This is a genomic window from Halolactibacillus alkaliphilus (assembly GCF_900115465.1).
In the GTDB taxonomy this organism is placed as follows: Bacteria; Bacillota; Bacilli; order Bacillales; family Amphibacillaceae; genus Halolactibacillus; species Halolactibacillus alkaliphilus.
In genome coordinates, this window is record NZ_FOWN01000018.1 from 22,496 (window position 1) to 47,603 (window position 25,108).

The window sequence follows — 25,108 nt, forward strand, 5'->3', positions numbered from 1 at the left end:
TCCTCCTAAGCTTTTGAATCAAACACTGACCGTTTGGCTTTCGGGTCCTCTGCGATTTTTTTTGTGCCGTAAGTCATCGACTCGACACTTGGCTCCATTAAATCCAATTGGAGCTGGACAAATTGCAAGGATTGTTTCAGTAATTGACGATTCAAATCTTCTTGTTGTTTAATATGAAGCACAGCTTCAAGTAAAGCCGTTGCTTTTTCTTCTAATCGCTGTTGATCTTTTTCTAGGGGTAATCGCGCGATGATGTCTGTCACCGAAGCGTCTTCTTGTAAGTTCAAAAAGACCGCCAGGTCTTTCGCCGCTTTTAACCGCACTTTTTCTAATTGTTCTAACGCTTGGATATGTTTTTGTTCCATCTTGATTAAGTCATTAAACGCTTCTAATTCATTTTGTTTAAGTTTCTCAGACTTTTGAACAGCCATCGACAACAGACTTTCATGTACTGTGATCAAGTCTGACATCGCTTTTAGTAACGGTTGTAATAACAATCTGACAGCCCTCCGCTTCATCTAGCATCTTTATGTATTGATTGTACCAAGTATGCCTAATCTTTGTCACCAAAAACAAGGTCACGACACAAAAAAGCTAAGGTACACGTGTACCTTACACTTTTTTATCATCTAAAGAACTGACGCATTTTTGATGCGACGTGGTCGGTATCGACGTGATACGTCCCTGTTTCTACTTGATGTTTAATCTGGTTCACTTTGTCAATCCGTTCTTTATGGACCGGCTTTGATGCTTGCATTTCTTTGGCGGCCGATGAAATTTCGACTTTATCTTGTCTTATCTGTTTCTCTTGTTTCATTGCCGCTTGTTTTTGTTGTTGGTTCTGATATGGATTATTGTTTATCATACGATTAAGATGAATCTTCACAACAACGTCCCCCTTTCCTTACGATGATTTATCTGTTTGTCTATTGATGTTATTTGTCAGTAGCCCATGTCTTCAGCTGTTTATGACAATTGACGCTCTAAATAAGACGATGCACTACTAGTTGTATCGGTCACATCGGTCACATGTTTAGAAACGACGTCTATTTTTTCCTTTATCTACCGCCACATACGTTTGATTCGCTTTTTCCTTCTCTTTTTCTTGATTTAATTTCTTTACTTGTTCAATGTCGTGTTGATACTTTAACTCACCCGTTAACTCATTCGAACAACTTTGACATAGTTTGCCTTCGACAATCTCACTACCACACCGGTCACACGGATACGCTAAGTTAGGAAATTGCGTAGTCCGTAATCGCTTTTCCTTCACAAATTTAATGATAAGATCCTCTTTAACACCGGTCGCTTCGACAATCTCAGGAATCGTCGCTTGGCGATTGGCTCGTTTTTTCATAAAGTTATACACGATCTCAAATTGTTTTTCTTCTTCCTTATAACACGCCTCACATATTTCACGTGTTGTTTGGACAAATAAGTTACCGCAACGAGAACAGTTTGCTAAGTCAGCCATGCTTTCACCTCATTCATTTCTTTACCTCTACATACTTTTAAACTTATTTCATTTAATTACTGTATATTTAACCTTATCTGTCACAGATTAAACGGATACTACTGTTATATGTTTGACTTAATCTTATTATCGGCAGGTCGCGATCAAAGTTAAATAAGACTATCGTGCCAATGTGAAACTATAAATCGCCTCAATTCCTGCTTCAGCTAGGACATTTGCGGCATGATGAAGGGTCGTGCCAGTCGTATAAACGTCATCAATGAGGACAACCGGACCTGTTGGTAAGGGCAGGTGCGGATCAAGATAAAACGGGTTGGGCGTCTGAAGCCGTTGTTTCCGGTTTTTCTTTGCTTGTTTTTCTTGATGGTGGCGCTTTAGCCCGAAAAACACAGGGCGCGGAATCATCGCAGAGATAATCGTGGCTTGATTAAACAACCGTTCTTCCATTCGCTCATCTGAGACAGGAATCGGGATAAGGGTCAGGTGTTTGACTGTTTTAAACTGGTTGAAAAAAGCTTGGCGGACAGGCTTCGTTAAGGATGACAAGGCATGGTAGTGGTGGCGATATTTACAGATGATAAGCATGTCTTTCATTGCCGCGTCATAACAGTAGACGCTCCGGTTATACAAAAGGGCGGGTTGGTTTCTTTTCGCGCAGTCAGAACACGTCTTAGTTTTGGCCTGTGGCCTGTGGCACCTCTTGCAGTATGCGCCTGTAATTTTTGTTAAGTGAGGCCGACAGGCCGCGCAGTACTGAGCTGTTACCGGTTGGAAAAGTGTGTGCCAACTCACGGCTTGTTCGATTGACTTAAAGCACAAAAGACAGCGCATCACTTCGCTCCTAACTGATTCATTCGTTTGATTGAGCGAATCGCTGATTTTATCGCTTTTGTATAGCCTTCATGAAAGAAGTAAACTGTCCCTGCCGGATCACTCTTACTTCGCCCTGCGCGTCCCGCAATTTGGACAAGCGCCGCTTCATCAAACACATCATGATCTGCCTTTAGCACATAGACATCGACAGAAGGAAAAGTAACACCGCGCTCTAATATCGTGGTAGTCACTAATATATCAATTGCTTTGTGTCTAAAATGCTTTACGCGAAGCGACCGATCGGATTCTGTCGCATGGACAGCTTCAACATTTAATGACTTAAACTTTTCTCTTAAAATAGGTAACAGTTGTTCTGCCTGTTTAATCGTTGCGACAAATAACAACAATTGCCGGCCACTCTGCCGTTGTTCGCTGATTGCCTTATAGACATTAGACGGTAAGGGGGATCTTTTAAATGAGGTAAACTGGGCTTGCGGAACTGGTAACGGCTGACCGTGATAACGCACCGGCACAAAGCACGTCGGTAGTTTTTGTTTTAAGAGTGACTTTCTCGGGGTAGCTGTTAAATAAATCACTGTTCCTGTATCTTTAAGCGCACGTTGGGACTGTTTAATCAAATTCGGATCATTATGATAAGGGAAGGCATCGACTTCGTCAATGATTAAGACATCAAACGCTTCTTTGTAGCGAATCAATTGGTGTGTTGTACAGAGCGTCAAGATAGAAGTCAGCCGGTTATCATCACTTCCGCCATACTGACAAATGAGTGGCACGCGGGTAAATACCGCTTTAAAACGTGGCAATAACTCTTTAATGACGTCCTGACGCGGGGTCGTTAAAGCGACACGCTTCCCTGTTTCTAATGCATGCTGTATGCCGTGAAACAACATTTCTGTCTTACCAGCCCCACAGACCGCATGTACGAGTAATTGACTCTTAGTCGTATCAATCGCTTTTATGATTGCTTGACTCGCCTTTAGTTGATGGGAGGTGAGTGTGGACGTAAAGGTAAACCCCGTAGCTACGGGCTTTGTTTCTCTGTCTGTTACACGTAGATGAAACAGTGACTGGCAACTTGCCAGGCGACCGTATTTCAAGCAGGCGAGGCAATAGATGCACGTTTTCTGACACTTTCCGCAAGGAAAGGATGAAAAAAGTGTTGGGTCTTGATTCAAACAACGCTGACACGTATAAAAACCCCAACGACCGGTGATGGCCGTCATCGTTGTTACTGAAACATGCTCATCTGTCATATCTAACTGTTTTAACCGTTTCGTTAATTGGTTGTGATCCAACAACAAACCGTCAACGTAGCGAAGGGGTTGAGCGAAGGGATGTTTTTGTTTTTTATCTTTACTTTCTGTATTGATTGATCGATGAACGGGTGACATGCTTTAGCCTCACTCCTTTTATAACTGATTTTAACGAAAAAAGCCTCTAGACAACATGAACATTGTCTAAAGACTTTATGTGTTAATGATATTTTTCTTGTTATTAATAGCTGTTTTTTCACTTTTTTAAGTTGGCACGCATAATCACACGTCAGTCGCGCTTCATATTTATTTATGACACACGGACTAAAAACCCTTCTCGTCGTTATAGTTTATACCAACCGAGTCCAATCGACCCTTCTCCTAAGTGTGTACCAATAACCGGTCCAAAGTAACTAAGCGTCAGTTCGACATTTGTGTAACGGTCTTTTAATTCACGCATCAGTTGTTCAGCGACAAGTGGACAATTCGCATGAATGACGGTGGCACGAAGGGGCACACCTGTTGATGCATCTTCATCAATCAATTCAATTAAGCGTTTAAACGCCTTTTTCTGCGTCCTGATTTTTTCAAACGGAACAATTTTCGTTTCCGCAAAATGCAGAATCGGTTTCACTTGTAAAACACTACCGACAAGTGCTTGTGCCCCGTTTAAACGCCCCCCGCGGTGTAAGTGATTTAAATCATCCACCACAAAGTAAGCACGAAGAGATTGTTTTACTGTGTTTAATTTCTCTAAGATTTCTGTAGCTTGTACGCCTTTTTGCGCAAGCTTCGCTGCTTCTAACACATAAAAACCTTGTGCCATACAGCTTACTTCAGAGTCAAAAGCATACGTCTTGATGCCCTCTACCATCGACCCTGCCGCTTGCATCGATTGATACGTTCCACTAATGCCACTTGATAAGTGAATGGAGACGACTTCGTCGTGGTCTTCCTTTAACTGTTCTAATAAGTCGACCATCAATCCAATCGCTGGCTGCGACGTTTTCGGTAACGATTTTTCTTCTCTTACTAAGTCATAAAATTCACTCGCTGTTAGATCCACTTCTTCTTGGTAAGACTGACCGTCAATCGTGACGGTCAGTGGCACCATATGTATGTGATACTCTTCTCTAATTTCTTTAGGGATATAAGCGGTACTATCGGTAATTATTGCTACTGTCATATTATCTAACCTCTCTAATCACTAGCTATGCTATTATTTTTGTTCTTCAATAAGTCATAAGTCAACGGCTGGCCTAACACGTCACATGTCTAAACAAAATGATAAAATCAACACGTCACAACAGACACTTTCTTTATTCTATCATGATACGTCACAGATCACACGTTTAATGACATCTCTCTCTCTATTTTAACGTTTTTTACTATAAATAGAAACCCTAAAACACAGCTTAGCGTTTGAAACCACCAAAAGAAAACCAAAATGAAAACCACAGGTCATCGCCCTAAAGGACATGGTCCTATGTTAGACAATTACCTGTGGTTCATATACGTTGTTTGACAATAAGGCAAGCGCCTCAAGATAAGCAGAAGAAACTACAATACTTTTATAACACTTCTACCCAACCATTTTTGATCGCTGTGACAACGGCTTGTGTTCGGTCATTAACATTCATTTTCTGCAAAATATTGCTGACGTGATTCTTCACTGTTTTTTCACTGATGAAGAGCGCTTCAGAGATCCCACGGTTACTCTTACCGTCCGCTAAGAGTTGTAACACTTCACACTCACGACGTGTGAGTAGGTGAAGTGGCTTACGGTATTCGACTTGTTGGAAGCCTTTATGTTCTTCTTCACTCATTCGTTTAAATTCTTTCACTAAGTTGTGCGTCACTTTCGGGTGTAAATAAGCCCCGCCATCAGAGACAATTTTAATCGCATTGACGAGTGACTCTGAATCCATATCTTTTAATAAGTACCCTTGGGCACCTGATTTTAAGGCATGTGTCACATAGTTTTCATCATCGTGAATGGATAAGATAATCACTTTTAACTCAGGGTATTTTTCTACAAGCTCTTTTGTCGCCTCGACACCGTTCATACGTTCCATATTAATATCCATTAAGACAACATCTGGTTTATACACTGCGACTAAGCTCATCGCATTCTCACCATCGCCACCTTCAGCTACAACTTCAAAATCATCTTCAAAATCTAAAATACGGCGAATGCCTTCTCTAAATAATACGTGATCATCAATTAATACGATTTTTGTACTCATGTTTTTGTCCTCCTAATATTTAACGTACTTCTATACATAGATTGTTCGTTTTTAGTCTTTTATGTGCTATTTCTGTTTAACACAACTTCCGACTTACTTACTGATTTTATTGACAAAGACGTGATGTAAAGGACACATCAACTTATATGTCGAATAAACAGTTGGAAAAGTTTCATCCAATTATACTAACAACACACTTATTATACTAAAAAACTTGGAAAATACCTATACCTAAAGTACGTTTTAATTAAATTTTAATGAAAATGACTTACGATGTTAAAGGAATATTAATAAAAACATGCGTCCCTTTTCCTGGTTTGGACGTTAATTCAAGTTTTCCATCCAACATATCTACCCGTTCTCGCATACCAATCAGTCCGAAGGACTGACTTTTTCGTTCAGTTAATGTAAAGCCCTTTCCGTCATCTCTAACGGAGACATTGACTCGGTTGTTCGAGACAATAAGTTTTACATCAATCTCACTTGCCTGTGCGTGTTTGATCGCATTTTGAACAGCTTCTTGTGTTAGGCGGAAAATCGCGACTTCATACTTTTCCTTTAATCGTTCCTGACTGGACTGTTCCTGAAAATGAATCGCTATGTTATGGTAGTCACTTAACGTTTGTAAATATTTTCTTATTGTTGGCACAAGACCTAAGTCGTCAAGGGCCATTGGACGCAGATCATAAATAATCCGCCTCACTTCATACAACGATTGACGAACCATCTTGCGCATCGACTGAATTTCTACAAGCGCTTCTTCTGGGCTGCGCTCCCGATACGTCCGGTCGACAAGGTCGGCTCGAATTAAGACATTCGCAAGCATTTGTGCCGGTCCGTCATGAATTTCTCTTGAAATACGACGTCGTTCTTCTTCTTGCGCTTCAATAATTTTCAGTCCAAACATTTGCTTTTCTTTCGCATCTTCAAGAATGGAGGAGATTTCTTTGAAATCATCAGTTAAATAATTAAGTACAACAGACACTTTTCCAACGAGTGATTCTGCGCGTTCAATCGTCTCTTCAAGCACCCGAAGTCGGCGCTCTATTTCATCGCGCTCCTTCCTTAATGATTGTTCCCTTTCTTGCTTCATTCGATACTCAACCTGTAAATTATGCGCTTCTTCATAGACGTGTTGAATTTCTTTCTCTGAATACATACTAAAGTTCTCACTCACCGTCGCAAGGCGCTGTCTGGCGACACGCTCTTTTCTTTCAAGTAAGTCACTATCAGTAATAATCCCATCAATTTCCTCGCGTAACTGCGCAATCTTTTCAGTGAGTGTCTCGTATTCATCACGCGCATGTTCTGTTATGTTATAGATTTCGTCTTTACTATGATGAACAGCATCAACCATCTCATCTATAATATCGTCCAATCCTTTTAAATCTGTTGCGTTTTTTTCTTTTATTTGGTTTTTTTTATGTGTATGTTGAATTTCTCTCATGATTAAGCTCCTTGTACTACCTTATATACATTAAATGTTTTTTAATATTATGCGTTGTTCTTTTTCTTGTTCGGACATTAATCCGCTATTGTCATATTGTATCACGTTACCACAACACCAGCTATTGATATCCATTGACACGACAAAAATACTCGTCGTCTATCTAGAATTATCAGACTTTCTACTAACAATGATTGCCTTATAATGTTGCTATTAAACCTATATACTTGAAGTAATTAAATAATAAGGGGGCCCCATATGCACGAGCGTTTAATGCAGAGCGTCGATTGGGTCAGCAAACTTGCCCTGCTCAATCTATTGTGGTTGTTATTTACGACACTCGGACTGTTCGTCTTTGGTTTTTTTCCAGCGACAGTCGCGATGTTTGCGACCATACGCTCGTTTTTTAGAGAAGACATTTCACTGCCACTCATGCCAACATTTTGGCAGCACTTCAAAGAAAACTTCGTTAGAAGTATTGGTTATGGTCTATTAACCTCACTCATTACCTTGTTAGGCATTATTGACATCATTTATATTCAGGAAATAGCGGCACTCCAATCACTCATCCTCCACATGCCGATTTACTTATTTTTAATATTTTCCTGTTTAACATTGCTTTATCTTTTTCCTGTCTTCGTTCATTACGATTGGCCTTTTTTTCAAACGATTAAACAAGCCTTTCTGATTATGTTGATTCACCCGATTCAAACATTAATTATGGTTGTCTCAGTGGGTTTAAGTCTTTATTTAATGACCTATATGCCAGGCATTTTCTTTTTCTTTGGCGGTTCTTTTACTGCTTTACTCATTTCTTCTATCACCTTGCACATCTTTGAAACAATAGAAGAACGGATAAAAATGAGGCACGCATCACGTAACAGTTGATGTGTGCTTTGTTTTGTTCGTATCACTTTTTCGTTAAGTAATTATAAACTGACATCAGGAAGTTAAAATATCGAGAGAGAGAGAAAGAGAGAGAGAAAGAAACAGAAAAAACCCCAGTCGAAAGACTGAGGTGAGGTGAAATGAAAAAAACAATCCGTGATTAGCCTTTCACAGAGCCCGCGGCAATCCCTTCAACGATTCGGTTACTTAAGAAGATGAAGGCGATTAAAATAGGGATAATACTGATGATCAATGTCGCCCCAATCGCTCCCCAGTCTGTTAAGTACTGACCGATAAAGTTCTGAATACCAACGGTTAATGTTTTATACTTATCTGATGAAATGAATGTATTCACAAAGACAAATTCATTCCAATTGTAAATCATGTTGATAATGATTGTCGTCGATAACACCGGTTTGGTCATCGGTAAAATAATTTGGAAGAAAATACGATGAATAGAACAGCCGTCCATCACCGCCGCTTCTTCAATTTCACGTGGCAACGTGCGGTAAAAGCCCATTAAAATCATAATGGTTAGAGGCATATTGTACGCCACATATGCTAAGATAATCGACAGTGGATTATCAATTAAATTGAGTTCACGGTAAAACTGAAATAGTGGGACAAGTGTTGAATGAATGGGAATCATATAACCAATCATAAATAACAATAATACAGTCCCACTCAGTTTCCACTTCATGCGTGTAATCGCAAACGTCACAAAGCTTGCTAAAATCACGGTGAGGATCACACTTGTTGCGGTAATTAAAACACTGTTAAAGAAATACTGACTAATATTTCCGTCAACCCATACCCGGGCGTAGTTTTCAAACAACCAATTTTCAGGTAAGGCAAATGGTGAGCGTCCGAAAATCTCCGAATTCCCTTTCAACGAGAAGAAGAAGAGCCAGACGAGCGGGTATATTTGAAAGACAGCGATTAGGCCTAGTACAAGGTATAGCAAGGCCATACCAATCTTCTTTGATGGTTTCTTTTCGTGTGTTGCCATTGTCTAAAAGCCCCCTTCTTAATATTGTAAGTTATCGTTTTTCGATGCTGTAATTTTTTGAATAATGAATGTTGTCGTTAACGCAAGCAACAACAACATAAAACCAATTGCACTTCCGTAACCGAAGTTATTAATGCCAAAAGCTTGTTTATACATGTAGGAGGCAATGACCTCACTCGAACCATTTGGTCCGCCGCCTGTCATGACATATATAAGGTCAAAGTACTTCAATGAACCAACAATGGCTAAGACAATGGTCGTTTTAATAACCCCTGAAATAAGCGGTAGTTTTATTTTATACGCAATTTGTAGCGGGGTTGCACCATCAATTTCTGCCGCTTCTATTAATGAGCTTGGAATACCTTTTAAAGCGGCACTGTAGATAATGATGTAAAAACCAGCATATTGCCAAACAATCGCAATAAAGATCGCTATCAAGACCGTTTCGCGTTGCGCAAGCCACGCTGGAGGTGATTCCACCCCAAGTGTTTTAAGTAAACTGTTTAACATCCCGTTATTAGGATCATAAATCTTAATCCATAACTGTGCAATCGCCACAGATGAGAGTAACATCGGAATAAGGTATATTTTTCTTAGCGTTTCTCTCCCTTTAATTTTAGCCGCAAGGACTAAAGAGACCGCAAGGTAAACAATTAAAGCGGCTGATGAGAAAAAGGCTAAGAAAAATGAATTCCGAGCACTGTACCAAAACGTCGCATCTGATAGTAATTTAATATAGTTTTCTAAACCGATAAAGGTCATCGGACCAATACCGTTCCAATCCATCAAGCCGTAATAACCTGTTAAAATAATTGGAATGTAAACAAGCCCTGCGAGTAGAATGAGTGATGGTAAGACGTATAAGGCAATTACTTTTTTATTTGACATCACTTTATCCATTGTAACAACTCCCTTCGCTTAAACATAATGTGTGAATAAACTTCTTGTTGTATTACCTCTTGGTGGTCGTTTTCTAACGTTTCTAAAAAAACGCATCAGACATATCTTTTAAGTCGGATATAGATCTACTTCGTATTGGTGAAAGACTAAGAGGTCCCGTATCGTATCCCTTAGCCTTTCATAGCCATGACTTTTTTAGACCACGCTGTGAGTATTATTCTTGACGTAAAGCTTTTTCATGGTTTTCAGCAAACTGAAGTGGCGTGACTTCGCCCATGAACAGAGCTTGAATCATATTTAAGTGGACATCAGCCGCCGCTGCAGACATTTGTACATCAGCATAAAGCGTTAAGTTAGATGCTTCACCTAAATCGTTTAAGATATCAATGTACATTTGTGGTAAGTCAAGTGTTGATGTATCAACAGCTGTTGCTGGAATAACGCCCGCGTTTTGAACAGACATTTCTCCCCAACGCTCCACAAAATAGGACACAAATGCTTTCGCTTCATCTTTAACGTCAGAGTTTTCGGCAACGAAAAGTCCAACACCTGGGCCACCAACGTAACTATTGATATCACCAGCACCACCTTCAACCGTCGGGAACTTAAAGTAACCGATAGAATCTCTGAATTCTTGCGGGTTATCTTCGTTTGTTGTCCATTCTGGTAAGTCCCACGTTGCCATTAAATACATCGCTGCTTGTTCATTGATAAAGTAACCTTTCGCTTCATCATTTCCTAAGCCATTGGTACCATTAATAAAACCATCCATCTCAACTAAGTTTTGAATTTCTTCCGCTGCTTGAACTAAGGCATCATCTGTAAAACTAATCTCGCCACTAATCGCATCGGTAATAATTGTCGGTCCACCAATACGGTCAGCTAAGTACATGTACCACATGGACCCCGTCCACGCATCACGATTACCTAAAGTAATTGGAGTAATCCCTGCGTCTTTTAATGTGCCAATCGCTGTTTTTAATTCATCTAGTGTTGTTGGTACTTCTACACCGTGCGCATCAAAAATAGCTTTATTGTAGTACACCGGTGTGATATTCAGCTCCAGTGGTAAACCATATGTTGCACCATCTACCGCATAAGCTTCTGTCGTACCCGGTACGAAGCTATCTGAGATAATATCTGTTAAATCGGCAAACATGTTGCCGCTTACATACGGATCTAAGAAACCGCCACCCCACGTCATCCCAACATCAGGTAGGTCATTACTTGAACCAAGGACACTTAATTTTTCTTTGTACTGTTCGTTTCCTAAGATCTCCATCTGAACAGTGACACCAGGATTTTCTGTCTCAAACTCATCAACAATCGTTTGAACAATCATGTTGTGTTGTTTAGAGCTACCTTCTGGCCATAGGTGCATAAAGTCAATGACAACCTCTTCACCCGTTGAATCCCCTTCACTAGACTGACTCGTATCGTCACCACACGCAACAAGCGCCAATAGCGTCAATAAAAGTGCTGCTAACATAAGTATTCTTTTCTTCAACATTTTCTTACCCCCTAAGGAATTTGGTTTGTCTTACAGTTATTAATTTATCATGATGCTTTCCTTTGTGTAAGGGCGTAGGTTTTAGTGAAAAGTCCACTATTTATAGAAAGCGTTTACATACTTTTCCGGTAGGCCCCTGGGGTCGTTTGTTCATATTCTCTAAACACTTTATTAAAATATTTTGGTGTCTGATACCCTACAGCTTCAGCAATCTCGGTCACATTTAAATCGGTTGTTAAAAGCAACCGTTTAGCTTGTTGAATTCTCACACGCGTTAAGTATTCAACAAATGATATGTTAAGCTCTTCTTTAAATAGCGTACTTAAATAACTCGGATTAAGATGAACGACCTGCGCTACAATTTTCAACGTAAAGGCGTCACTGTAATGCTGATCAATGTAGTCTAGCGCCTCTTTAATTGAGCGACTATAGCGATACTTCTCTTCATTTAACCTAACAAGTGACACGTCCACATACTGTTCCATCAACTGTTGCTTCACCTGCTTTTCTTGTGCCCCGAGTGCTTTTTCAACCGTGTTGATTAACTCCTCTTTACTGACCGGTTTCACAATGTAGTCAACCACGCTTAACCTGAGCGCTTCTTTTGCATAATTAAAGTCTGAGTAGGCACTTACAATGATCACCGCAGGTTCAGTCGCTTGTTTTTTTAGCGCATCAACAAGTTCTAACCCCGTCATTTCTCGCATTTCAATGTCGGTAATGACTAAATGGACAGGATGCGATAAGATATATGCCTGTGCGTCCATCGCATTTTCAAAACAAACCAGTGTATACGCCCCTTCAAAGTGTCGCGTTAATGTCCGTTTAATCCCCTCTCTAGCATGTGGTTCATCATCTACAATCACAATTGTTTTTTCTTGCATCATCTTTCTCTCCTTTGCTCTTTGTCTATTGGCTTAATTGGGCACCTAAAGCGAATCGTTGTTCCTTCATTCACACGTGAATCAATCGTGAAGCTCTCACTGTACTTCGGACCATAATAAAGCTCTAGGCGATGCCGAATATTTGATAACGCCATACCGGTCCCATTTGTTTTCAGTTCGAAGCCTTTTAAAATAGACGCTCTTACGTCACTTAGACGACTAGGTGTCATGCCTTGACCATTGTCTTTAATCGTGATGACGATCTCCTCTGCTTTTTGCTTCACAAATAAACAGACCTCTCCTTGTTCACTTTTGTTCGCAAGACCATGCATGACTGCGTTTTCGATAAATGGTTGAATCATCAATTTAGGTAGAGCTACCGACAACACAGATGGATCAATCCGTGTATGTAAACGAAAGCGTTCACCAAAGCGCATCTGCATGACGCGCATATAGTCATGTAGGTGGCGGACTTCTTCTTCTACCGTGACCCAGTCATCTCCTGCTGTTTTTTGAATGGTGTAACGAAACAGGTTTGACATGCTCATCACCATTTGGGCAAGTGGCTCTTCGCCTTTTTCATCTAGCGACCAATAAAGCGCATTTAATGTGTTAAATAAGAAATGCGGGTGTATTTGTGCTTGTAAGGCTTTTAATTCGGTTTGACTTTTTACGAGCTCTTTTTCATAGACCATTTTAATTAAATAGTTCGTTTCCTCTACCAATTGATTATACGTACTATTAAGCTGATTTATTTCGATCGATGACACACTTTGTGGCGATTGACTTAAGAGACCGACATGGGTCTTTTTCATCGCTTGGGTTAACGTCATAATCGGTTTAGTGATATAAGTAGACAATCCAAAAGAAAAAACAAAGAAGACCATCACACCTATCGCACCACTGATTAAAATAATCGATAATAAAAATGAACGATCTTCCGTCATGCGTTCAATCGGCGTGAGTAACGTCACACTAAAACCAGTATGAAAAGACGTCTCTGTTGTAATGACATAATCATGTGCCCAATCGGGTGACGTTTTTGTCCCTGATAAATAGTCAATAACTTCTGCATGTGATGTTTGAATAACGTCATCATTAGGATCTCTCACAATCGTATAATGATTCAAAGGACCAACAAGCGGTCTAAAGTATGTGCGCATTATCCGAATCAACATATAGCCCCCATTATCAAACTGACCATCTAGCAAACTGATGCGGCGCATAAATAAAAAATAATTGTCATCGCTAGGGTCTTCACCTATATAGACGAGGGCGCCTTTTTGTTCATTCACCGCGTTAATAATGGTGCGGCCGACTTGTTCATCAAGGTGTGGGCCATCAAGCGGAATCAAATTCGTATAATCAGGGGTATATATATCCACCCGGTAAAACCCATCCGCATTTGCTTGAATCCGGTTGACCACACTCGATAACCGTTGCCGCTCAGTAAACGCAGGCGGGCGACCATAGGCATTGTCAAAAAGTGTTGCCTGGACAACATCATTCGTTAAAATTTGTTTACTTACAAGGTTGATTTGTTCAATGAGTCCGTCATACCGGGCCATTGTTTCTTTTGCTGTTTGGTCAATTTGCCGCTTTGCATGTGCGGTTAACGTCTCACTGACTTGTTTAAAAATAATGCTGCCCACCAACAACAACACGATCATCATCGCTAATAAAAATACAGCTAAAATTTGATTACGTAATGTATTCCACTTATTAAAACGTGACATCAACTCACCTCCTCCCCGGCAAAGCATCATCTGATTATGCCGATTTATCTTGATAGTCGTATACTTCTAAATGAAACGCTTACAAATATCCCTTTTATCTTATCAGCGTCGGTTGGGTTTGTCTATCGGTTAAACGAACTTTACCAACCGTACCAGTCTTTGTATAATGAATATACGAGGTGAAAACATGTTAAAAAAATATTATACAATTAATCCATATGGAGAAGAAGAAATAGAGATTCAAAAATCGCGCTTTATCGGTCATGCCAAGCGTTGCGAAACGGAAGAAGAGGCCAAAGCGTTTATCCAAGACATAAAAAAAACGCACGCTCAAGCGACACATAACTGTTCGGCTTATCTGATTGGTGAACACGATCAGATTCAAAAAGCACTTGATGATGGCGAACCGTCAGGTACGGCAGGGGTCCCGATATTAGAAGTGATAAAAAAACGCGGACTAAAAGACACATGTATCGTCGTTACCCGCTATTTCGGCGGAGTTAAATTAGGCGCTGGTGGATTGATTAGAGCTTATTCCAGTAGCGCAAAAAGTGCCATTGACCAGGCAGGTATCGTTGAAAGAAGACTCATCCAAAAGTTAGCGGTTACAGCAAGCTATCCGTTACTCGGTAAATTAGAAAATGAGCTAAGACAAACCGATTACATCGTAGAATCGATTGATTATTTAGATCAGGTAACGATTCATTTAGCTGTTATAGTAGACGACGTCGAGACATGTAAAAACTGGTTAATTAATTTATCAAGTGACCAAGTAACGATCACTGAAAAAGAAACTGCCTATATCGAAGTACCCGTCGCTTAATGCGTCACATATAGGCTGGTGTTTCTTTTAAACTTAACTTTGCTTTCTAAAGAGACGAACTACGTAGAGGCCAATGATTGCCAACAAGCTACCTACACTATCTAAAACCACATCCCCAATATAAGGGGTTCGGTTGGGTGTAAAACTTTGATTAATTTCATCTATACAAGCATAACCAACGCTCATCAAAAAGCTGTAGAGGAAAACCTTGCCTAACGGGAGGTCAGTTGTCTTTTTAAACGCATAAACAAACAGGAGGGTCAGCACAAAAAACACAGCAACATGTGCTCCCTTTCTCACTAAGAATTCAACAAAACGCTCGATTCCAAGCGCCTCAACACTAATAGTAGATTGATGATACGTAAACGACACAGGACGAAAGAACGGTTCTAGCACCGTTAAATCAAAACGGGACGCAAGTGCCGGTTTAATATCTTGTTGGTCATAGGGCATCCGTGAAGAAAGAAAAATCAGTCCCATCCATGTGGCAGGCATCGCCCAAAACAGGCCATTTTTTAAATGTTTATTCATTCATACTCCCCCTCTTTCTTTTAATGAGTATAAGTCAAGTTAGTACGCGCGTAAACGTCTGTTTGTTATAATGGACGTAAGCTCGTCGTAAACGCGCGACGCGCGTGATTATATTTTCACCTATTACTCACGACTGACGTGACACATAAAGGAGACATATTGCATGCAAAAATTTGCTTGGTTTATACTACTGATTGGTCTAGTACTTTTTGGGGCAGGTGCGTATCAATACATATCGGGCGTGATCGGAGAAAGACAAGCGACACAAGAAGCCCATGAATTGCTCGCTACCTCTCGCGAAGAAAATAAAGACGTTGACCGTGACACGTTACGTCAAGCGTTTAATCCACAGACAGGGGATACTGTAGGTTTATTATCTATTGCTAAAATTGACGCCTCCATCCCGATTATCGAAGGGACTGATCCTGATGAGCTTGCTAAAGGGGTCGGGCACTATGATACGACAAAGTTCCCTGGTGATAATGATCAAATCTTATTATCAGGGCACCGTGACACGGTATTTACACGCTTAGGCGAAATTGAGATTGGGGATATTATTACAGTCGAGTTACCTTACGGAAGTTTTGATTATGAGATGGTTTCAAGTAAAATCGTCGATGCGAATGACACGACAATTATTCGCTCAACCGCACCGGATGAAGAACTTGTTATTTCAACGTGTTACCCGTTTGGCTATATTGGGAATGCGCCGGATCGTTACATTATCTATGCTAAACCAGTTGAAAATGTAAAGGAATGATGAAAATGAAAAAAATGTTCGGACTCGTATTTCTCAGTTTTCTTCTGTTATTCGGCTGTCAATCAGAGGAAAAGGACGTACAAAAACACCCGTTAGACGACTTAGAGTCATTTATTAGTGCTTGGGAAGCGTTCGGTTTTTCTGAAATGGGACCTATCACACAAATAAATGAGTCGAAAACAGACGTGACAGACATTGCCGCTCGCTATCAAGAAGTGTATGAACAATTAGGAACCGACGAGGTCACTGTTGAGATTATTTATGCACCTGAGGTCATTCGTGACGAAGAGGATAAAGACGAGGCAATCGATACAGCAGATTATACTTACACGTTAGCCGTAACACAAACGACCATGATCGGTGATTATAGCTTTGAAACAGATATCACATTAACACCTGTTATTGAAACAACTGAAGAGGAAGAACGTGTGACTGGCTACGCCGTCCTTTGGGACGAGGGCCTGATTATCCCACCACTTGTTGGTGGTGGTGAGATTAAACAGATCACCACAGAAGCGATTCGCGGGAATATATTTGACCGTAACGGCGATGCTCTTGCTATAAACGGTGAAATGCGTGAAATCGGGATTGACACAGGGCGCTTTGTTAGCCGCGCAACTGAACTTGAATTTATTAGTAAAGCGCTTAGCATACCTGTTGCCCAAATTGAAGCCGTGTTAGCTCAATCATGGGTCCAAGACGGACTCTTCATTCCGATTAAACGCGTATCAGTTACAGAAGAAGAGACGTTGAATCAATTAAACGAGATCCCGAGCGTGCTATCGATGGCCACCTATGGACGTGTCTATCCAGAGGGTGAGAAAATGAGCCACCTTATCGGCCATGTCGGCACCGTCACAGAAGAAGACCTTGAAAAAGATGAGGAAGGCCTCTATAAGCCAGATGACGTCATTGGTAAGCGTGGATTAGAAGCTGCCTTTGAAGAAAGACTAAGAGGGACTGACGGTATACGTTTGGTCGTTGATTCAAACGGTAACCGAACAGGCATTATTGAACAAGAACCGACAGATGGTGAAAATCTCCATCTCACCATCGATAAACAGGTACAAGCCACCATTTTTGATCAATTTACAGACGGTGATTCTGGACACGCTGCTGCGATTGATCCGCATACTGGCGAAACATTGGCACTCGTCTCTTACCCATCATTTGACCCAACTTTATTTACAGAAGGGATGTCACAAGACACTTACCAAGCGCTGATTGATGACCCACTTACACCGTTATTAAATCGGTTCCAAAGTACGTACAGTCCTGGGTCGAGTTTTAAGCCAATCACTGCAATGGTTGGACTAAATACACAGACCTTTACACCAAGCGACACGTTAGAGATTGAAGGCTATACGTATAATCAGCCGTCTTTTGGTAACTACAATGTGCGCCGGGTGTCATTAAGCGATGGTCCGGTTGATTTACATGATGCCCTTGTGCGCTCAGATAATATCTTTTTTGCTAGACAGGCATTGGCAATTGGTGCTGAGCGATTCTTAGAAACAAGTCAGTTGCTTGGGTTTAATAACACAGATTATACGTTTAGTTATCCTATTAGACGCAGTCAAATTGTGACAGATGACGCGATTCCTAATGATGTGTTACTTGCTGACACGGGATATGGACAAGGGGAAGTATTAATGAGCTCTCACCATTTAGCACTTAGTTATACCCCGCTATTTAATGAGGGGGCCATGTTACAACCACGCCTCCTTCAAAGTGAATCAAAACAAACCCTTTCAGAAAACATCCTAACACAAGAGGACATTGCGGCAATTAAAGAGGCGTTGTTTGACGTTGTTCACGGGGAGCGCGGGACAGCAAAGATTGCTCAAAACGATACCGTTAGTCTCAGTGGAAAAACAGGGACAGCAGAACTTAAATCATCACCCACATCCGAGTCCCAACAAGAAAATGGTTGGTTTGTTGGCTATGATAAAGACGAAACGTATGTGATCGCCTTAATGGTAGAAAGCGTGGAGTCAAAAGGGGGCAGTCGCTACCCAACAGAAAAAGTCACCAACGCTTTTATCAACCTTTTTTCAAATTAATGAGCAATAAGCTTCTCTATCTGACAAAAACGGATAGAGAAGTTTTTTTTATGCCGAAAAACTAAAAAAAACTATGTTAAAATAAACAATGTACGCTTCACCATTTATTTTGAAAGGCGTGAACCTTAGTGACCTTAATCGAAACATTGATTGGCAGGCGCGTCATTAAAACTGCCTTGTCTGTCTTTTTTACCGCTCTCATTTGTCAAGCGCTTAACATACCCGCAGTTTTTGCCGTCATGACGGCTATTGTAACCGTTGAACCGACAGCACAAGACTCGTTTAAGAAAGGTCTCGTGCGTCTTCCCGCATCAGCAATCGGGTCATTTTATGCGGCGACATTTTTTCATTTTTTTCACATTTCACCGCTCTCTTATGCGCTCGCTGCGCTCTTTACCATCGTCACGTGCTATCGGTTAAAATTATTCGACGGGTTACTCGTTGCTACCTTGACATCTGTTGCGATGGTATATGTCATTGATGGTCGTCCCATTGATGCCTTTTTCGTTCGACTTCTAACAACAACCATTGGTCTGAGTGTATCAACTATTGTTAATTTTATTATTTTACCACCCAATTACTTGAAGCAAATTACATCAGAAATGGATGATGTCCTTTACTTAGCAGGCATTGATTTAGGGTATTTTGCGGTGAGCTTACAAAAACGCGAACTGGATCTAATCCAAGCCCAAACACGGAAGGTGTTTGATACGTTTCAAGCACGCCTTCTAAAAGTAGAACAGCTGATCTTAAATCAACAAAAAGAGTCCGTCTACCATAACGCGCTTTATAAACAAAAAACAAATATTGACCTCGAGCTAAAGCAACTTCAACTGGTGAAACTCATGCATTATCATATCGGTAATTTAACAATGCCACTTCACACCGATATTGAGTGGTCAGACGATACCCTCCTAGACGTGGTCACCATTGTCAATGATTTAAGTGGCTATTTAAAAAAACCTATGAACTGTGACAGTGACACCTTAAAACAACACTTATATACGTTAAATCACACATTTAGTCAAAGCGCTAAACGCGAAGCCACATTAACAGACTACCTCCATGCGGAAACGGTCATATTATATGAATTAATTCAACTGACAGAATTAATGACATGTTATCATGAATTAGAGTCAGCCAATTAACTACTAAGAATTCTCATCAAAAAAAGTACACGTGTTAGGTGTACTTTTTTTGGTCTTTAAACCGGCTTATTTTTTAGATGCGTTCCTCAATTTCAGCACCTGCCATTAATGATTCAACCCGAGTTTGAAATGCTTGTTGGATGTTTGATTGTTCCAACTGCATCGAAATTTGCTCCTTTACTTGTTCTAAGGCAGGCAAGTCTTCAGACTGTTGTTGAAGTAAAGCATAATACTCATCAATTTCTGCTTCTGTCACTGCCTCTACTTCCACAGCTTCATCTACATACTTTTGTTTTAATAACTGAAGCTTTAATGATTGGAAAAAGCTTTCTTCGGTATAAGCTAGTTGCGCTAGTGCCTCTTGATAAGCTTCATCTGTTTCAAATTGACTTTTTGTCTCACTAAGCGCCTCGTTAACCTCATCATTTGTCACATAAATCCCTCGCTTGGCGGCATCTTGTTCAATTAATGTGTTCGTTTTTAGTGTTTGTAGCGTTTGTTGTTTTAACATGGCGTCATCTTCTGTTTCTTGGTTATTCTGCAGTAAGAAACGCAGCGTGTCAACATACACTGTATTATAAACATCCCCTAGCACTTCTTCTCCATTAATTACTAATACCACTTCATCTTCAGCATACGTTTGATCTTCTGATATCTCGACATTTAAGCCCGGTTCGCCTTCTGTATCATTAGCTGCATCCTCACTCATTGACTCCTGATTGGCTGCTTCTTGAGGTCCGTCCTCATTGCCACAGGCCATGAGGAAAACACTCAAAAGTAAGAGACCCAGCGTTAGTTTGACATAGTTAAACATAATTTTTTACCACCTTTATTTAAAAATTTGTACCCTTATTTCGTTAATCTTGGGTCCCATTACAACATGCCTTATCTATTCATGCAAGGGAATTATGACGTGTTACATACTTTTTACATACAACCTACATTACTTTGTAATATTGACATTATGCTATATAATAAGAAAATAACTTTTTGCTTCTTTATCTGAGGAATGACACGCGTATTAGGACGATATACTTAACTTACTGATAAACTAGCTTTGATTAATAGAAGGACGTGTTGAACTATGTTTGAAAATATTACTGAACCTGTTATCATTGTTGCGGTTGCTATGATCATTTTTTTAGCCACCCCACTACTCATGAAGAAAATCAATTTACCCGGCATTGTCGGGCCGATTCTTGCAGGCGTTGTGTTAGGACCGAACGGTCTTAATTTACTAGCTAGGGATTCAACCATTGAGTTGCTTGGGACCGTTGGGTTGTTATTTATTATCTTTATTGCGGGTCTTGAACTAGACATTGATGGCTTTTTAAAATATCGCCACCGCAGCCTTGTTTTTGGTCTCTTGTCCTTTTTTGGACCGCTCATTTTAGGTTTTACTGTCGGGATCTTGTTTCAGTTCTCGGTCGCCGGAAGCTTACTGATTGGATCCATCGTTGGGTCCCACACGTTATTATCTTACCCAATTGCAAGTAAGCTCGGTTTAACAAAACAAAAAGCTGTCATTACGACCGTCGGAGGCACACTCGTGACAGATGTCTTGGCTATGCTTTTTCTAGCCATCATTTCTGGTATGTCAGCAGGTGACGTCGGGGTGCAATTTTGGGTAAGGTTACTCGTTTCCACAACGATTTATGTTGGCTTAGTGTTTATCATTATTCCTTCTCTGACAAAACATGTGTTTCGCTTGAACGGTCTTGATGGTGCAAGTGAATTTAATTACGTCATGGTCGTCTTATTTGTGAGTGGTTGGATGGCGATGTATGCCGGCCTAGAGCCGATTATCGGAGCGTTCTTAGCTGGTTTAAGTTTAAACCGTTATATTTTTTCTCAAGGTGCATTAATGAACCGGATTAACTTTACTGCCAACGCCTTATTTATTCCGTTCTTTCTATTAAGTGTTGGTATGCTAATGAATGTGGCCGCCCTCTTTTCTAGTGTGCGGGCATTGCTGTTAACGCTCTTTATTACCTTTAGTTTACTCGTTGGTAAGTCAATTGCTGCTTATTTAACGACCCGTTTATTCCATTATTCAAAAGATGAGGCGTGGCTCGTGTTAGGTTTGACGATTCCTCAAGCAGCTGCAACACTGGCGGCTACCTTGGTCGGATTTGATTTAGAATTGATCAACCAAAATACTGTGAACGCGATTATCATTATGATTCTGATTTCAACCATTATTGGACCGTTTTTAACTGAGAAACACGGACGACGCTTATTAAACGACACACCTGTAGAAACCACAGCGAGTAAACGCGCAGAAAGAATCTTAATTCCCATGTCCAACCCTACCTCAGTTGAGCCGTTAATGGACTTAGGTTTTCTTGTTAGAGCGTCACTTAAATCAACAGAACCGCTCTATCCACTGAAAGTCGTTAAAAAACATGCCAAACAAGCCGAACATGACGTGATCGATGCTGAAAAAATGTTAGGCCATGCGATTTTTTATGCCGCTGGCGCTGAAGTACCCGTTCGCCCGCTAACACGCGTAGGGCTTAATGTCGGCAAAACGATTGAACGCACCATAACTGAGGAAAGCATTACGACCGTTATCTCAGGTTGGAGTGGTACCCCCACACAGTCAGAGAAAATGTTTGGTACGATCATTGATAATGTGATTGACCATACGTATATTCGTCACTTGATCGTAAAAGAAGACGAACCGATTCAAATGACTAAACGACTCGTCGTCATCCTGCCTAAACAAGTAGTCTATAAGCCAGGATTTTCAGATGCTATTCATATTACGAAAAACATCGTCAAACAGTTAAGTTGTAAAGTTCTTTACGTCGTGATGGATGATGATTTCGAAAAAACAAAACAAGCTATTGAAGCAATCAAACCGGTAAACAATCCTAGCTTCACCCATTTGCCGGACTGGTTTTTAGTAGAACGCTATTGCCTTAAATTACCGTCACACGACTTGATTTTAGCCATCAGTGCCCGAAAGGGAACGATTGGCTGGCACCCAAGTCTTGATGAATTACCACGTAAATTATCGCTACATTCAACACATAACTTTATCGTTTTTTATCCTTATGAAAACTATGAGTTAGATGTGAGAGGTCAAAGACAAACGCCGGTTTCAGTTATTGGCGCACATTACGATGAATCATAAAAAATACCTCCACCCAAAAAAGCGCGCTGTGACAAGTCACAGCGCGCTTTTAACTATTAAATTTTCTTTTCAATTTCTGCTGAGTCACTAAGTGCCTCGATTTGAACAAGAAACGCTTGTTGAATTTTACTTTGTTGAATTTGCACCTCAATCTGGTCGCGAACTTCTTCTAGAGCCGGTGCTTCTTCTAGTTGTTCTTTAAGTAAATCATAAAATTCATTAACTTCGGCATCCGTGACAGGCTCAGTGTCAATCACTTCATCAATATACACTTGCTGCAACAATTGTTCTTTTAAAGTCAATCTAAAACTTTCTTCTGTAAAAGCAAGTTGCGTTAATGCTTCCTTATACGCGTCTTCAGATTCAAACTGTGCTTTTGTTTCTTCAATTGCTTCATCAATGTCGGCATCCGAGATAGCAATGCCTTTGGACTCTGCATCTTGTTGTAATAACGTATAACTCGTTAACGTTGTCATCGTTTGTTCTTTTAAGAAATCTGTGTCCGTCACATCTTGACCATTTTGCATCATGTAACGTTTTGTATTAAAGTATGAGTCATTATACGCTTTACCGTACACTTGTTCACCATTAACAACTAATACAACAGCGTCTTCAGCTGCTTTTTCTTCATCCGTTATCTCTACAACTAACGGTTCATTTGGTGTTTGTTCTTCATCTAACGCATCTTCTATAGGCGCGTCTGATGGATCTGGCGTATGGGTGTCTTCTGTTTCATCATCGCCACAGGCAATTAAAAAGAGACTTGTCACCACGAACATAAGGGTTATCTTGAACATCTTCTTTAACATCTATTAATCATTCCTTAAAATATATTCATGATCGCGTTTAAAATAACACATCACTTTTACCATTAGAACACGTTTACAACCGCTTTGGCAAGTGATTCATTTTAAAAGTCGCTATAGAAAAAATGAAAAAAGAAAAACAGATCACGAGGTGATCTGTAAAGCAAGGTATTAAAACAATTATGATAGCTTCGGTAATACTCTCGTATCTTCTTTCATGTCGGATCCACATAATGGACACGTTGGTTTTTCATCAAAACTATAGTCAAGACGCATAAAGCCTTGACAGTCATCATTCGTACACGACCAGACTTTTGTTTCTACCTCTTCTACTGGTTCACGACGGTTATTATAATAAGCCATTTACACTTCCCCTTTCTTGGGTTTAACTTCTATTATACGCTTCTTTTCAGATTATTTCAAAAGAAGTTTTAATCCGTCCAATTTTAACTAAAAAATAGTCCTTTTTACCGATGAAAAATCCTTGGTGATATCATATAATGAAAACGGTTACAATTTTGGAATAGATACTTCCTTTACGACTTAACTGCGGTTACACGTCAAGCGAAGTAGCGTATTTTTCAAATTAGATTGTCCCCCTTATTGGCACCCAATCACGTCATTGGGTGTATTTTTTTTGCATCTAGAACGATTTTTTACTACACTTAACGGATAAGAGCAATTTACGAGAGGAGTAACTAAATATGAAATACCGGACATTAGGTCAGACTAGTTTGGACGTATCTGTCATTGGCGTCGGCACATGGCAATTTGGTGGTGAATGGGGAAAAGATTTCACCCAAAAAGAAGTGGATGATATTCTTTTTACCGCAAAAGAAACCGGGATTAACTTCCTTGATACTGCGGAATGTTATGGTGATCATTTATCTGAAACGTTTATTGGTGACTTTCTTTTGCGAGATCAACGCGAAGATTGGGTTGTTGCGACAAAATTCGGGCACCATTTCCATCATAACTTTGAGCGTACACGTCACGTGAGTGCTGACGCTGTGTTAAAACAACTCGATGAGTCTCTAAAGGCACTAAAGACAGACTACATCGATTTGTACCAAGCGCATTCATTAACCGATCGCGAGTTCGACAATGATGATTTATGGACCATGTTAGATAAACAAAAACAACGGGGTAAGATCAAACATATTGGTCTCTCACTCCAAAATGATCCGAGTATTAATCAAGCAGAAAAAGCATCCTCAGTTGGCGTCGAAGCTTTTCAATTGATCTACAATCGCCTCACACGTAATGTAGAAAAAACCATTTTCCCTATCGCCGAAAAAGACCATCATGGGATCCTTGCGCGCGTCCCGCTTGCGAGCGGTTATTTAACGGGTAAATATAAAGCAGGCGATACATTTGACTCAAACGATGTTCGTTCTCGTCATGATAAAGAAGAACAACTAAAAAAACTCCACGACGTATCACGTATATTAAAAGAAGAAGTGCCCGTTGGCATTGATATGGCGACGTGGGCACTCAGTTGGTGCTTAAAAAATGCGGCCATCACAACAGTGATTCCAGGTTGTAAATCACCTGAACAAGTGAGAAAAAATGCCGAAGCAGCGGCGTTGTTATAGACATTTTTAAGTAAAGACCACTTACATCAGGAAGCGTAAGTGGCCTTTAGTGTCTCTTTTAT

24 protein-coding genes are annotated in these 25,108 nt (G+C 40.3%); 7 read left to right on the forward strand and 17 right to left on the reverse strand.

Translation table 11 applies throughout. The annotated features are described in order from the left end of the window. Positions 1-5: 5 nt before the first annotated feature. The 8 genes from BM163_RS08455 to BM163_RS08490 form a co-directional block, all read right to left on the reverse strand. The gene (locus tag BM163_RS08455) at positions 6-497 is read right to left on the reverse strand and encodes a flagellar protein FlgN (RefSeq protein WP_170243694.1); all 492 of its coding nucleotides are present in this window, start codon (positions 495-497) and stop codon (positions 6-8) included. 128 nt (positions 498-625) lie between these two features. Further along, positions 626-886, reverse strand: coding sequence for a flagellar biosynthesis anti-sigma factor FlgM (gene flgM / locus BM163_RS08460; protein WP_089802133.1), 261 nt, complete (start codon positions 884-886; stop codon positions 626-628). Between the two features lie 147 nt (positions 887-1,033). Continuing rightward, positions 1,034-1,474 carry a TIGR03826 family flagellar region protein gene (locus BM163_RS08465; RefSeq protein WP_089802135.1) on the reverse strand — a complete coding sequence of 147 codons (441 nt, stop codon included), beginning with the start codon at positions 1,472-1,474 and terminating at the stop codon, positions 1,034-1,036. A 159-nt stretch (positions 1,475-1,633) separates the two neighbouring features. Beyond that, positions 1,634-2,068 (reverse strand): ComF family protein, encoded by a 435-nt coding sequence (locus BM163_RS08470; protein ID WP_089802137.1) that lies wholly within the window; start codon positions 2,066-2,068, stop codon positions 1,634-1,636. 236 nt (positions 2,069-2,304) lie between these two features. Further along, positions 2,305-3,699: an ATP-dependent helicase ComFA gene (locus BM163_RS08475; RefSeq protein WP_089802139.1), complete on the reverse strand. Its 1,395-nt coding sequence runs from the start codon at positions 3,697-3,699 to the stop codon at positions 2,305-2,307. Positions 3,700-3,904: 205 nt separating this feature from the next. After that, a complete protein-coding gene (gene fakB / locus BM163_RS08480) occupies positions 3,905-4,747 on the reverse strand; it encodes a DegV family protein (protein WP_089802141.1) in 843 nt (280 codons plus the stop codon). 385 nt (positions 4,748-5,132) lie between these two features. Then, entirely contained in the window at positions 5,133-5,807 is a 675-nt protein-coding gene (locus BM163_RS08485) for a response regulator (protein ID WP_089802143.1), read from the reverse strand. A gap of 268 nt (positions 5,808-6,075) precedes the next feature. Next, the gene (locus tag BM163_RS08490) at positions 6,076-7,254 is read right to left on the reverse strand and encodes a sensor histidine kinase (protein WP_089802145.1); all 1,179 of its coding nucleotides are present in this window, start codon (positions 7,252-7,254) and stop codon (positions 6,076-6,078) included. A 258-nt stretch (positions 7,255-7,512) separates the two neighbouring features. Between BM163_RS08490 and BM163_RS08495 the strand changes: the two genes are divergently transcribed. Beyond that, positions 7,513-8,142 carry a YesL family protein gene (locus tag BM163_RS08495; protein ID WP_089802147.1) on the forward strand — a complete coding sequence of 210 codons (630 nt, stop codon included), beginning with the start codon at positions 7,513-7,515 and terminating at the stop codon, positions 8,140-8,142. A gap of 160 nt (positions 8,143-8,302) precedes the next feature. Here the strand turns inward: BM163_RS08495 and BM163_RS08500 are convergent, their stop codons facing one another. From BM163_RS08500 to BM163_RS08520, 5 genes are all read right to left on the reverse strand, one after another. Next, the gene (locus BM163_RS08500; RefSeq protein WP_089802150.1) at positions 8,303-9,151 is read right to left on the reverse strand and encodes a carbohydrate ABC transporter permease; all 849 of its coding nucleotides are present in this window, start codon (positions 9,149-9,151) and stop codon (positions 8,303-8,305) included. Between the two features lie 18 nt (positions 9,152-9,169). Next, on the reverse strand, positions 9,170-10,051 hold the full coding sequence (locus BM163_RS08505) for a carbohydrate ABC transporter permease (RefSeq protein ID WP_089802152.1): 882 nt from the start codon (positions 10,049-10,051) through the stop codon (positions 9,170-9,172). Positions 10,052-10,265: 214 nt separating this feature from the next. Next, positions 10,266-11,561 carry an extracellular solute-binding protein gene (locus tag BM163_RS08510; RefSeq protein WP_089802154.1) on the reverse strand — a complete coding sequence of 432 codons (1,296 nt, stop codon included), beginning with the start codon at positions 11,559-11,561 and terminating at the stop codon, positions 10,266-10,268. Positions 11,562-11,674: 113 nt separating this feature from the next. Continuing rightward, on the reverse strand, positions 11,675-12,445 hold the full coding sequence (locus BM163_RS08515; protein WP_089802156.1) for a response regulator transcription factor: 771 nt from the start codon (positions 12,443-12,445) through the stop codon (positions 11,675-11,677). Next, positions 12,445-14,181, reverse strand: a complete 1,737-nt coding sequence (locus BM163_RS08520) for a sensor histidine kinase (RefSeq protein ID WP_170243693.1) — start codon at positions 14,179-14,181, stop codon at positions 12,445-12,447. Before BM163_RS08520 ends, BM163_RS08515 begins: the two co-directional genes overlap by 1 nt. A 187-nt stretch (positions 14,182-14,368) precedes the next feature. On the opposite strand from BM163_RS08520, the gene BM163_RS08525 reads away from it, so the two are divergent. Further along, entirely contained in the window at positions 14,369-15,004 is a 636-nt protein-coding gene (locus BM163_RS08525) for a YigZ family protein (protein ID WP_089802160.1), read from the forward strand. Between the two features lie 33 nt (positions 15,005-15,037). Here the strand turns inward: BM163_RS08525 and BM163_RS08530 are convergent, their stop codons facing one another. Further along, positions 15,038-15,535 (reverse strand): VanZ family protein, encoded by a 498-nt coding sequence (locus tag BM163_RS08530; protein ID WP_089802162.1) that lies wholly within the window; start codon positions 15,533-15,535, stop codon positions 15,038-15,040. Positions 15,536-15,698: 163 nt separating this feature from the next. Here BM163_RS08530 and srtD point away from each other — a divergent pair, with 163 nt between their 5' ends. The 3 genes from srtD to BM163_RS08545 all read left to right on the forward strand — a co-directional run bounded on the left by srtD (position 15,699) and on the right by BM163_RS08545 (position 19,506). After that, positions 15,699-16,295, forward strand: coding sequence for a class D sortase, LPxTATN-specific (srtD, locus tag BM163_RS08535; RefSeq protein WP_089802164.1), 597 nt, complete (start codon positions 15,699-15,701; stop codon positions 16,293-16,295). Positions 16,296-16,300: 5 nt separating this feature from the next. After that, positions 16,301-18,358, forward strand: a complete 2,058-nt coding sequence (locus BM163_RS08540) for a penicillin-binding transpeptidase domain-containing protein (RefSeq protein ID WP_170243692.1) — start codon at positions 16,301-16,303, stop codon at positions 18,356-18,358. Between the two features lie 128 nt (positions 18,359-18,486). Then, complete coding sequence (locus BM163_RS08545; RefSeq protein WP_089802169.1) at positions 18,487-19,506, forward strand: FUSC family protein; 1,020 nt, start codon at positions 18,487-18,489, stop codon at positions 19,504-19,506. A gap of 73 nt (positions 19,507-19,579) precedes the next feature. Here the strand turns inward: BM163_RS08545 and BM163_RS08550 are convergent, their stop codons facing one another. Then, a complete protein-coding gene (locus BM163_RS08550; RefSeq protein WP_089802171.1) occupies positions 19,580-20,320 on the reverse strand; it encodes a SurA N-terminal domain-containing protein in 741 nt (246 codons plus the stop codon). A 270-nt stretch (positions 20,321-20,590) separates the two neighbouring features. On the opposite strand from BM163_RS08550, the gene BM163_RS08555 reads away from it, so the two are divergent. Then, positions 20,591-22,645, forward strand: coding sequence for a cation:proton antiporter (locus tag BM163_RS08555; protein WP_089802173.1), 2,055 nt, complete (start codon positions 20,591-20,593; stop codon positions 22,643-22,645). Positions 22,646-22,701: 56 nt separating this feature from the next. Here BM163_RS08555 and BM163_RS08560 read toward each other — a convergent pair whose 3' ends face one another. Together BM163_RS08560 and BM163_RS08565 are read right to left on the reverse strand one after the other, a co-directional pair. Next, positions 22,702-23,454 carry a SurA N-terminal domain-containing protein gene (locus BM163_RS08560; protein WP_089802175.1) on the reverse strand — a complete coding sequence of 251 codons (753 nt, stop codon included), beginning with the start codon at positions 23,452-23,454 and terminating at the stop codon, positions 22,702-22,704. Between the two features lie 177 nt (positions 23,455-23,631). Then, a complete protein-coding gene (locus tag BM163_RS08565; protein WP_089802177.1) occupies positions 23,632-23,814 on the reverse strand; it encodes a cold-shock protein in 183 nt (60 codons plus the stop codon). Between the two features lie 341 nt (positions 23,815-24,155). Here BM163_RS08565 and BM163_RS08570 point away from each other — a divergent pair, with 341 nt between their 5' ends. Further along, entirely contained in the window at positions 24,156-25,046 is an 891-nt protein-coding gene (locus BM163_RS08570) for an aldo/keto reductase (RefSeq protein ID WP_089802179.1), read from the forward strand. The last annotated feature ends 62 nt before the right edge of the window (positions 25,047-25,108 follow it).

Bases quoted from the DNA above. Each gene is read 5' to 3' on its own strand.
- BM163_RS08560 (WP_089802175.1), bottom strand. From the start codon at position 23,454: ATGTTAAAGAAGATGTTCAAGATAACCCTTATGTTCGTGGTGACAAGT.
- BM163_RS08570 (WP_089802179.1), top strand. From the start codon at position 24,156: ATGAAATACCGGACATTAGGTCAGACTAGTTTGGACGTATCTGTCATT.
- BM163_RS08490 (WP_089802145.1), bottom strand. From the start codon at position 7,254: ATGAGAGAAATTCAACATACACATAAAAAAAACCAAATAAAAGAAAAA.
- BM163_RS08470 (WP_089802137.1), bottom strand. From the start codon at position 2,068: ATGAAAGACATGCTTATCATCTGTAAATATCGCCACCACTACCATGCC.
- BM163_RS08565 (WP_089802177.1), bottom strand. From the start codon at position 23,814: ATGGCTTATTATAATAACCGTCGTGAACCAGTAGAAGAGGTAGAAACA.
- BM163_RS08520 (WP_170243693.1), bottom strand. From the start codon at position 14,181: ATGTCACGTTTTAATAAGTGGAATACATTACGTAATCAAATTTTAGCT.
- BM163_RS08465 (WP_089802135.1), bottom strand. From the start codon at position 1,474: ATGGCTGACTTAGCAAACTGTTCTCGTTGCGGTAACTTATTTGTCCAA.
- BM163_RS08495 (WP_089802147.1), top strand. From the start codon at position 7,513: ATGCACGAGCGTTTAATGCAGAGCGTCGATTGGGTCAGCAAACTTGCC.
- BM163_RS08530 (WP_089802162.1), bottom strand. From the start codon at position 15,535: ATGAATAAACATTTAAAAAATGGCCTGTTTTGGGCGATGCCTGCCACA.
- BM163_RS08540 (WP_170243692.1), top strand. From the start codon at position 16,301: ATGAAAAAAATGTTCGGACTCGTATTTCTCAGTTTTCTTCTGTTATTC.
- BM163_RS08525 (WP_089802160.1), top strand. From the start codon at position 14,369: ATGTTAAAAAAATATTATACAATTAATCCATATGGAGAAGAAGAAATA.
- BM163_RS08510 (WP_089802154.1), bottom strand. From the start codon at position 11,561: ATGTTGAAGAAAAGAATACTTATGTTAGCAGCACTTTTATTGACGCTA.
- BM163_RS08555 (WP_089802173.1), top strand. From the start codon at position 20,591: ATGTTTGAAAATATTACTGAACCTGTTATCATTGTTGCGGTTGCTATG.
- BM163_RS08475 (WP_089802139.1), bottom strand. From the start codon at position 3,699: ATGTCACCCGTTCATCGATCAATCAATACAGAAAGTAAAGATAAAAAA.
- BM163_RS08485 (WP_089802143.1), bottom strand. From the start codon at position 5,807: ATGAGTACAAAAATCGTATTAATTGATGATCACGTATTATTTAGAGAA.
- srtD (WP_089802164.1), top strand. From the start codon at position 15,699: ATGCAAAAATTTGCTTGGTTTATACTACTGATTGGTCTAGTACTTTTT.
- BM163_RS08505 (WP_089802152.1), bottom strand. From the start codon at position 10,051: ATGGATAAAGTGATGTCAAATAAAAAAGTAATTGCCTTATACGTCTTA.
- BM163_RS08500 (WP_089802150.1), bottom strand. From the start codon at position 9,151: ATGGCAACACACGAAAAGAAACCATCAAAGAAGATTGGTATGGCCTTG.
- BM163_RS08515 (WP_089802156.1), bottom strand. From the start codon at position 12,445: ATGCAAGAAAAAACAATTGTGATTGTAGATGATGAACCACATGCTAGA.
- BM163_RS08550 (WP_089802171.1), bottom strand. From the start codon at position 20,320: ATGTTTAACTATGTCAAACTAACGCTGGGTCTCTTACTTTTGAGTGTT.
- fakB (WP_089802141.1), bottom strand. From the start codon at position 4,747: ATGACAGTAGCAATAATTACCGATAGTACCGCTTATATCCCTAAAGAA.